We start from the raw sequence: 9119 nt of genomic DNA, 5'->3' as shown, positions 1-9119 counted from the left end.
ACCGTCACCGACTGAGCGGGGTCAACCAACTGAAATAAATCGCGATCGCCCGACAAAATCTTCACCCGCCACCCTTCTGAAGCCGCCCGTCGCGCCAGCGTCCCAATCACATCATCTGCTTCGTAGCCCGGTGCAGTGACGATCGGCAGATTCATTGCCGTCAACAGTTCCCGCAGATTGTGCATATCAGGAATAAAATCTTCGGGCGTGTCTGGTCTGCCTGCCTTATAGGTTTCGTCTGCCTCATGCCGAAAGGTCGGATCGCCCAGGTCAAAGGCAACTGCAATGTGATCTGGCTTTTCTGCCTCGATCGTATCCATCAGAGCTTTCAGAAAGCCGTAGGACACGCTGGTCGGAATTCCGGTCGAAGTTCGCAAGCCACCATCTCGCCCTTTGGCATGGGCAAAATAGGCGCGAAACGCGAGGGAATGTCCGTCAATCAGAATAATTTTGGGCTGGGAGGTGGCAGAAGACATGATGAGGGCGGGTCGGATGTGGGGAGCAGGGAAGCAGGGAGTGAGAAGGACAGAAGGGCGATCGTAAGTTTATCAGATTGAGTCAGGGTGGACGAAGTTTTTCTTTTTTCGAGGCTTCTTAATGCTGCCTAGATTTTACTTTGGTGAGTTCGATCGCGTTTGCCCAGTATCGAAAGTCTCAAGTTTTGCAGGAGGCGATCAGGTGAGATCAGTCCTACGCCAATAATACAAATGTTCTGTATTCAGAATAGCGAAACTGGTCAGGGATTTCAGGGTATTGAAGGGTGATTGGACAATTACCTGATTCCCTCAGGATCTGAGTCCTATGTCCCAATCGCAGTTGTTGAGACACTCAACCAATCACCGCTTTGTGCCTGACCGATCGCATAAACGTCAAACTTGGGTAAATCAGAACCAGCGATACGCGCTAATTTCTACTCAAACCTGGTGTGCTTTACAATAAAAGTTTTGCGATCGCCTTCCCTATTCCCCATTTCCTCTACTGCCGAACAGACCATGAGCTACTTTCGCACTGCCGTTGACCAGATGACGGGCTACATTCCCGGTGAACAACCCAAACCCGGTACGCCCATTATTAAACTCAACACCAATGAAAACCCCTATCCCCCTTCTCCTCAGGCGATCGAGGCTCTGCGTCAACTCGACGGTGAATGGCTGCGCCGCTATCCTGATCCGTTTGCGAAAGAGTTTTGTCGGGCAGTGAGTGAAGCTCTGAGTGTGCCGCCAGACTGGGTGATTGTGGGCAACGGCAGTGACGAGATTTTGAACGTGCTGATTCGTGCCTGTGCCGAGGGGGGCGATCGCAAAGTCATTTACCCAATGCCCACCTATGTGCTCTATCAAACTTTGGCGGCAATGCAGCCTGCGGCAGTGGTCGAAGTTCCCTATCCTGAAGACTTTTCGCTGCCGATCGAGGCTTTAGCAGAAGCAAAGGGAGCCATCACGTTTATCGCGTCGCCCAATAGTCCGTCGGGTCATACTGTGCCGCTGGATGATTTGCGGAAGCTAGCTCAGCAGGTTTCTGGGGTGCTGGTCGTGGATGAGGCGTATGTGGATTTTGCAGAATCTTCTGCGCTGCCGCTTGTGTCGGAGTTTGACAATGTATTGGTTCTCCGTACCCTATCGAAGGGCTACTCGTTGGCAGGATTGCGAATGGGATTTGGCATTGCCCAACCGTCGCTTTTAAAAGGACTCTTCAAAATTAAAGACAGCTACAACATTGATGCCATTGCCACGATCGTCGGAGCTGCCGCAATGCGCGATCAGGCTTACAAAAATGCCTGTGCCGAAAAGGTAAAAGCTTCTCGCGCTCAGCTCACAACCGACTTAAAGCATCTCGGCTTCACCGTGCTGGACTCCCAGGCAAACTTTGTCCTGGCAACGCCGCCCACTTCACCGCAAACCAACGCCGAACAGCTTTATCTGGCACTCAAGGCGCGAGGCATTCTGGTGCGCTACTTTAAGCAGCCCGGATTGGAAGACAAACTGAGGATCACGATCGGAACCGACGAGCAAAACCAAACGCTCATTGAAGCCCTGATTAGTCTACTGAAATAGCAAGAATTCAGGAATTCAGGGAGCCTCATGATATGAAACGGAGCCTTCTCCAATCCTCAAAGTTCCTCTCCTTAAAGTTCCTCAATTCGGCGGGATTTAGGGAGCAATGCAATCGCTCGAACACTCCTCCCACCCCTTCCCAAGTTCCGGTGGCTCATGCGGAATGAGCAAATTATCCCCTGGCTGTTTTTGGCTCCTGCCCTGCTGCTGCTCGGTATTTTTGTCCTATATCCGATCGCCTATCTGGTCTATCTCAGCTTTACGACGGGCAGCTTCACGCGGGCAGGGGTTCACTGGGTTGGAGTGCAGAACTACGCAAGGCTGATCACTGATTCTGATTTCTGGCAGATCGTCGGCAACACGGTTTACTTTACGATCGCCACTGTCATTCCCAGCCTGGTGCTTCCTTTAGGACTGGCAGTGCTGCTCAATCGCCTGATGCCTATAGGTTTGCGGGATGCGCTGCGAACGGCTTATTTCATTCCCTCGGTAACGTCGATCGCCGCAGTTGGATTGGGATTTCGCTGGCTATTTCAGACCGATGGAGCAGTGAATCACTTTCTGGGCTGGTTTGGCATCAATGCCGTACCCTGGCTGAGCAGTCCGGTTTGGGCAATGCCCGTGCTGATTCTCCTAAGCGTTTGGAAGCAGATTGGCTTTAATCTGGTGGTATTTCTGGCAGGGCTGCAAAACATTCCTCAGAGTCGCTACGAAGCCGCCGAGCTGGATGGCGCAAACGACTGGCAGCAGTTCTGGTATATCACCCTGCCCGGACTGCGATCGACCCTGATTTTTGCTGCCACCACCACCGTGATTTTTACGCTCCGCAGCTTCGAGCAGCCCTACATCATGACCGGTGGCGGTCCACTTAATTCCACAAATCTGCTGGTGTTTTATTTGTACGAGCAAGCATTTGCTCAGTTTGATTTTGGCTACGCCGCCGCAATCACGATCGGGTTACTGCTGGTGACGCTGGGGCTAGTTTATTTTCAGGTACGTGGCTCGCAGGCGAGCGAGTAATCACTGACTGATAAAACAAAGACCCCCGACTCCTGTAAGAAATCGGGGATCAGATGTTTGAAAAGCCCTAAATTTTACCTTCTTTTGGACTTTCAAAGTTTCCCAAGATTGGGAGATTTAGGAGGCGACGCAGCACCGTAATGTGCCCTTTAGCCTAAATCTTTGTGCCGCACTCCGGGCAGAATTTGCTATCGGGCAGATTCTTCGTACCGCAGTTGACACAGAGCGTTGGCTCAGCTTGCTGTTCAGAGGGGGCAGGCTTGGGTAAACCTACCATCTGAGCATTGCTCTTGCCCGGAGCCACCATCGGGTAGCAGTTTTCGTCGCGCTTGACTCGCACATCGAGCAGTACCGGCCCCGGATATGCCAGCATCGCGGCAATTCCATCCTCTAGCTCAGATCGATCGCGAATGATCATGCCTTTCACGCCAAAGGCTTCTGCCAGCTTGACGAAATCGGGCATTCCCGGCTGCATATCCGACGAAGAGTACCGCTCGCCGTAAAAGGCTTCCTGCCACTGCCGCACCATGCCCTGCCAGCCGTTGTTGATGATCACCGTTTTCACGGCAATGCCAAACTGCGCCAGTGTTCCCAGTTCCTGACAATTCATCTGGAAGCTAGCATCGCCGCTGATGCAAATGACCTGCTCGTTGGGCAGTGCTACTTTCGCCCCCATTGCCGCCGGCATTCCAAAGCCCATCGTGCCCAAACCTGCACTCGAAATCCAGCGGCGTGGACCGTTCTTGAGAAACTGAGCCGCCCACATTTGATGCTGCCCCACGTCGGTGGTGTAGTAAGCATCAGGAGCCTGCCGCCCGACTTCAGCGATCACTTCCTGGGGCGAGATTGCCTCTGGGTAGGAAGGCACGATCAGCGGATAGTCCTGCCGCCAGCGATCGATTCGGTGTAGCCATTCCTGGGTTTGATTCGAGTTTGCCGGAGTGCCGTCTTCGCTGCCGCGCTGAAGCAGGTCAAGCAAAACCGTTCGCACATCGCCCACGATCGGCACATCAGGAATGCGGTTTTTGCCCACCTCTGCTGGGTCAATGTCAATGTGGATCACTTTCGCCCGGGAGGCAAATTCATCGAGCTTGCCCGTAACGCGATCGTCAAACCGTGCCCCTACCGCAATCAGCAGATCACACTCTGTCACGGCAAAGTTTGCGTAGGCAGTGCCGTGCATTCCCAGCATTCCCACTGAGAGCGGGTGATGCTCGTCAAATGCGCCAATGCCCATCAGCGTTGTGGTAACTGGGATGCTGTAGCGTTCTGCCAGTTCCTTGATTTCTCCGTGGGCACCAGAGGCGATTGCCCCACCCCCGACATACAACAGCGGACGACGCGCTTCCCGAATTAGCCTTAATGCTTGATTGACTTGGCGCGGGTTGCCCTTCACCGTCGGACGATAGCCCGGCAGCCTCACATCGCTCGGATCAATCGGAACATAGTCGAACTTCATGAGTGCCACATCTTTCGGCACATCCACCAGCACCGGACCCGGACGACCCGTACTGGCAATGTGAAAAGCTTCAGCGATAATGCGCCCCATATCTGCCGGATCGCGCACCACATAGGAATGCTTGACGATCGGCAGCGTAATTCCGTAGATATCGGTTTCCTGAAACGCATCTGTCCCGATCGCGCTCAGCGGAACCTGCCCCGTGATAACCACCAGTGGAATCGAATCCATTTGAGCAGTCGCGATCCCAGTCACTAGGTTCGTTGCTCCCGGTCCCGATGTCGCAAAACAAACGCCGACTTTGCCTGTGGCGCGGGCATAGCCATCTGCCGCGTGAGCAGCCCCCTGCTCGTGACGAACCAGAATATGCTGCACATGTCCGGCAGTTTCTGCCCGATATAGCTCGTCATAAATTGGCAGAATCGCCCCACCGGGATAACCGAAAATGTGGCTCACGCCTTGTCGTCTGAGGCTGTCAATCAGCGCAAAGGCTCCAGTGGCTTCAATAGGCTTGGTTTGAGCGGCGGAACGGATCGTTTGAGCGATCGTGGCGGCTTGAGAGGGTACAGGGAGAACTTTACCCATAAAGATGAATTCTGTATCTGCTGTTGCAATTAGGAATAATTAATTTAGTCTAATTCCGAAAGGGGATTCCTGTCGAGGCTCCAGCAGCAGAATAAATTTATGCTAGATTGGCGCAATTGCAGGAATTGTCAAGCCTACAGGCCTCTGCCGCAGATCGGTCGCTGGGTAATCGGTCAGGATTTGATAACGCAAGCAAGGACATGGCTCTAGACTGGATAAGAAGATTTACTCCTTGATAAATCCATTCAATCGCTAGAGTCGATACACTGGCAGAGAGTGACTCTTTGGAGCGTGAGGGTCACCGTCCGAGCGTAACTTTATCAGAGCGTCCCTTTGTCGAAGACAAAACAGCGCAGCTTGTCGAAGACAAAACAGCGCAGCCGCTAAACCAGTAAGAGTGATGTTGAAAGGAATGGGTGACCTGGATCGCTACTATAGAGTTCTTGAATTGGAGCCTGGCGCGTCTCTAGAAGAGGTGAACCAGGCTTATCGAGATCTGGTCTTCATTTGGCATCCCGATCGCATTCCCAAAGACAATCCTCGACTCCAGGAAAAGGCACAGGAGAAAATTAAAGAAATTAACCAGGCGCGGGATTTGCTGCGTTCCCAACGGCAGAATGAGCGACAGAACGACAAAGCCCAGCCCAAGTCCTCGCCTGCTCGCCCCCCTTCTCCGCCCAAGCCTTCTGCCCAGTCGGCTCCACCTCGCTACTATTACTACCAGCCGCCGCCCCGTCCTCATGCCAATCCGGCAGCAAGCAATAGTTCAAGTTCAGCCCGATCGGATTCTCAGTCACACCGATCGAATCCACAGTCGCATCAGCCGCCGCAATCCCATCAGCCGCCACAGTCGCATCAGTCGCCGCATCAGCAATCTCATCAGCAAACCTATCGTCCGAGCGGCTATCCGCCTAATCCGCAGTCCTATCGCTCCTATCAGCCGTCTCGTCCTGCGACACCGCCCCCACCCTCATCAAGCTATCAGTCACCGCCTCGATCGCAGCCGCGTTCCCAGTCTCCGGACCTGAGCGGAACCGATTTGAGCGGGGCAGATCTGAAAGAAAAGGATCTGGCTGGGCGCAATTTGAGCCGGGCAAATCTCAGCGGCGCAAATCTCAGCGATGCGTTTCTGCACCGGATTAACCTGTCAGGCGCAAACCTCAGCGGCGCAAATTTGTTTCGGGCAAACCTGCTAGAGGCAGACTTGACTAACGCCAACCTGGAAGGCGCGAACTTGATCGGGGCAGACCTCAGCGGGGCAGACTTGAGCGGGGCAAATTTGCGAGGAGCTAAAATCGCCGTCTCCGATCGCCTGATGGTAAAGCTCACCGGAACCCGGCTTCAGGGCGCAACAATGCCAGATGGCACGGTTCGTTCCTGATACTGCAAAATTTAGAAACCCGGATTATTTAAGAGACACCCTTATTCAAGAGCGCATTTATTTATTTAAGAGGCGCACTTAACAAGAGATGCACAAGAGACGCAAGAACATTTGCGTCAGCAGTCCTGGCTCTACACGGCCGTTAGGTCACTGAGGCTGATTGGCTTTAGGGGGCTTTGAAGCCAGGATGAAAGGCAGTTTCTCCGAAGTCCGCAGGCAATTGCAGCCGTTCTTTAGCTTTGGTTCTCTGGTTCGGAGTGTTTGCTTGCCTGACTCTAAATCTTTGCGAAGCTGCAATATTTAGTAATGCGTTTGCAGGAACTTTATGGTAATTTAACTATATTTGAAACTTGTCTCATCAAAAGTTTACGGTCCAGGTTTTAGGTCGGTGGTTTGCATTCACCGCGAGGTAAGCCAAGAGTTTGGGGTAAAGCCCTAGCGAGCAGAACTACTCCCGCTACTCTGGAAGCTATCCCTTGTCTGATTGCACCAGCGACTTATTGACAGGTGTGAGCGATCGGTGAATGGCAGGGCAGGGTGCATGAATGGATTTTATTAGGGTGTAATCGCCAATCGCGAAAGCGGCAGTATTTGGCGGCATTTTCTGTCAACTCTTGTCCCTTTTGAATCAGGGATGGACATTGTGGAGCGTGACAAGATTTCCATGGGTCAACCTACCTCAAATCTGCTGTTCAGCACCATTCCGCCTGAACGGATTGGAATCAGTGGCGAGTACGACTACCACGGTTTAGCAAAGCGAGTCACCGCTACCCTGAAGCAACACTTTGAATTGGACGAAATTCAGGGGCTTCGGGTCACGCAGCGGGGCGCAGTTGTCGTCATTCTGGGCGCGATCGTCAATCAGTGGCTTCTCATCCGCCTGGTTCGGGTAGCAATGGGTGTGAGCGGAGCAGCGGACGTGGAAGTTAATGGCGTCAGCGTTGGGTATAGCCTGCGGTATTACCTGGAGGTCAAACCTTCACGCGCCGGATTGGGAAAGCTCGTTGGCGCGATGAACCATTCCCTTTAGCCTTTGTAGCCTTTTAAGCAAATCAGGAATTAGCAATCAGGAACTCCAGCCCGTAGGCGGCTTTAAGGTCGCAGGTATCGTGATCCACAAGGTTGGTGTCGCTGAGTTCCAGATTGTAAAAATCAATCCACTCTGGGTCGAAATAGGGGCCGGCGTGCCAGGTTCCCACGTTCAGCTTGATAAAGCAGTTTCCCGGAATGTGAAAGGCAGCGATCGCTTCCGGCAAGGGGCAGGTGGCTGAACCTGGTGACGCGACCGCAATCAGCCAGGGTTTACCTTCGAGCGAGCCAAGGCATTGGGTACATTGTTGGTGGCGGGTAATGCGAGAAAACTTTCGTCCCCGCTGCTGTAGCCGCATAATGTAAAACCGAGGAATTCCCCGATCGAGCTGAAGCTGAGCATCTGCTGCGTCGTACGCGTTTCCGTCCTGGCTGGCAAAAATTACCTGACCATAGGGTCGAAATGCTTCGGCAGTAATAGGTTGAGCAATCAGAGATTCCAGGGAAACCGATGAAGACATGGCTCAGGCACTGCTTTAACAGGCTACGACAGCATAATTTTCACAGTACGCCAATCTCAGCAAAATTTCAAAGCTCGATCGCTTTGCAGTTTCCCCAGGGGCAAGCGACCTGGAAATCGTCCTATAAATTGTCCTGTAAAGAAAAGTGGTTCGCACCCCTACCGACTCCGATTCTGCCAGTCCCTCGCCACTTGGTCGATGCCATAAAACCGCTGCCAGAAGCGATCGACCTGCTTCGTAGACAGCACCTTAGTCATCAGGTTCACCAGAAAGTGACCGCCCGTAGCGGCAATGTAGCGGGGCTGGGGCTGGCGATCGGTCAGCGCACGAATAATTACTTCGGCAACCTGTTCGGAAGTCCAGGCACGACGATCGACCTGCTGATCGAGCTGTTCGAGTTTCTGAAAAGCCGCACGGTAGGGGGTGTCGAGCGGGTTAGCGATCGTTTCCAGCACGCCCTGATTAATCACGCCAAAAAACTCAGTGCGAACGGGTCCAGGCTCAACTACGCTGACCTGAATATTAAACGGCTCCAGTTCCATTCGCAGCGCGTCGCTCAATGCCTCCAGAGCAAATTTTGATGCGCTATAGAGCCCACCAAAGGGAAAGGTAATGCGTCCGCCAAGGGAGCTGATATTCACAATTCTGCCGCCGCCCTGCTCGCGCATCGTGGGAATCAGCGTTCGGGTCAGTGCCAGAGGACCGAGAACATTGACCTCAAACTGTCGCTTGGCTGCTGCTGCCGGAATTAGCTCGCTCGGTCCCATTTGTCCATATCCGGCATTGTTGACCAGCGCATCCACTCGTCCATAGTGAGCCAGTACCGTTTCGGCTAATGCAGTGACTTGCTCGGTTACCTGAATGTCGGTTGGAACGGTTAGCACTTCTGCGCCTGCAGCTCGACCACGATCGGCAACTTCCTCCAGCTTGTCTTTACTGCGAGCTGCGATCGCCAGACGAATTCCCGGATGTCTCTCTGCCAGGACGATCGCCAGAGCTGCACCAATGCCAGCCGACGCACCAGTAATCAGGACAACTTGTTGGGCGAGAGGAGAAGTCATGGTAGGGAT

The 9119-nt window shown here is 53.3% G+C and carries 7 protein-coding genes and 1 pseudogene; 4 read left to right on the top strand and 4 right to left on the bottom strand.

The features are described from left to right. A pseudogene (locus tag H6F80_RS11015) lies at nt 1-476 on the bottom strand (DNA polymerase I); the annotation flags it as partial. Between the two features lie 516 nt (nt 477-992). Between H6F80_RS11015 and hisC the strand changes: the two are divergent. Beyond that, nucleotides 993-2054, top strand: coding sequence for a histidinol-phosphate transaminase (hisC, locus tag H6F80_RS11005; protein ID WP_190791599.1), 1062 nt, complete (start codon nt 993-995; stop codon nt 2052-2054). A gap of 156 nt (nt 2055-2210) precedes the next feature. Next, on the top strand, nt 2211-3074 hold the full coding sequence (locus tag H6F80_RS11000; RefSeq protein ID WP_190791598.1) for a carbohydrate ABC transporter permease: 864 nt from the start codon (nt 2211-2213) through the stop codon (nt 3072-3074). A gap of 154 nt (nt 3075-3228) precedes the next feature. Here H6F80_RS11000 and ilvB read toward each other — a convergent pair whose 3' ends face one another. Further along, on the bottom strand, nt 3229-5118 hold the full coding sequence (ilvB, locus tag H6F80_RS10995; RefSeq protein WP_190791597.1) for a biosynthetic-type acetolactate synthase large subunit: 1890 nt from the start codon (nt 5116-5118) through the stop codon (nt 3229-3231). Nucleotides 5119-5518: 400 nt separating this feature from the next. Between ilvB and H6F80_RS10990 the strand changes: the two genes are divergently transcribed. After that, entirely contained in the window at nt 5519-6499 is a 981-nt protein-coding gene (locus H6F80_RS10990) for a pentapeptide repeat-containing protein (protein ID WP_242067290.1), read from the top strand. 664 nt (nt 6500-7163) lie between these two features. After that, nucleotides 7164-7529, top strand: a complete 366-nt coding sequence (locus H6F80_RS10985; protein ID WP_190791596.1) for a hypothetical protein — start codon at nt 7164-7166, stop codon at nt 7527-7529. A 22-nt stretch (nt 7530-7551) separates the two neighbouring features. Here H6F80_RS10985 and H6F80_RS10980 read toward each other — a convergent pair whose 3' ends face one another. Both H6F80_RS10980 and H6F80_RS10975 read right to left on the bottom strand, forming a co-directional pair. Continuing rightward, nucleotides 7552-8049 (bottom strand): ureidoglycolate lyase, encoded by a 498-nt coding sequence (locus H6F80_RS10980; protein WP_190791595.1) that lies wholly within the window; start codon nt 8047-8049, stop codon nt 7552-7554. 158 nt (nt 8050-8207) lie between these two features. Next, a partial coding sequence (locus H6F80_RS10975; RefSeq protein ID WP_518523557.1) for an SDR family oxidoreductase occupies nt 8208-9119 on the bottom strand: 912 nt, incomplete at its 5' end.

It is taken from the genome of Leptolyngbya sp. FACHB-711 (assembly GCF_014695615.1).
In the GTDB taxonomy this organism is placed as follows: domain Bacteria; phylum Cyanobacteriota; class Cyanobacteriia; order Elainellales; family Elainellaceae; genus Leptolyngbya_A.
The sequence above is the reverse complement of the archived record's forward strand: the minus strand, read 5'-3'. Positions and strand labels throughout refer to the sequence as shown.

Bases quoted from the DNA above. Each gene is read 5' to 3' on its own strand.
- hisC (WP_190791599.1), top strand. From the start codon at position 993: ATGAGCTACTTTCGCACTGCCGTTGACCAGATGACGGGCTACATTCCC.
- H6F80_RS10990 (WP_242067290.1), top strand. From the start codon at position 5,519: ATGTTGAAAGGAATGGGTGACCTGGATCGCTACTATAGAGTTCTTGAA.
- H6F80_RS11000 (WP_190791598.1), top strand. From the start codon at position 2,211: ATGCGGAATGAGCAAATTATCCCCTGGCTGTTTTTGGCTCCTGCCCTG.
- H6F80_RS10980 (WP_190791595.1), bottom strand. From the start codon at position 8,049: ATGTCTTCATCGGTTTCCCTGGAATCTCTGATTGCTCAACCTATTACT.
- ilvB (WP_190791597.1), bottom strand. From the start codon at position 5,118: ATGGGTAAAGTTCTCCCTGTACCCTCTCAAGCCGCCACGATCGCTCAA.
- H6F80_RS10985 (WP_190791596.1), top strand. From the start codon at position 7,164: ATGGGTCAACCTACCTCAAATCTGCTGTTCAGCACCATTCCGCCTGAA.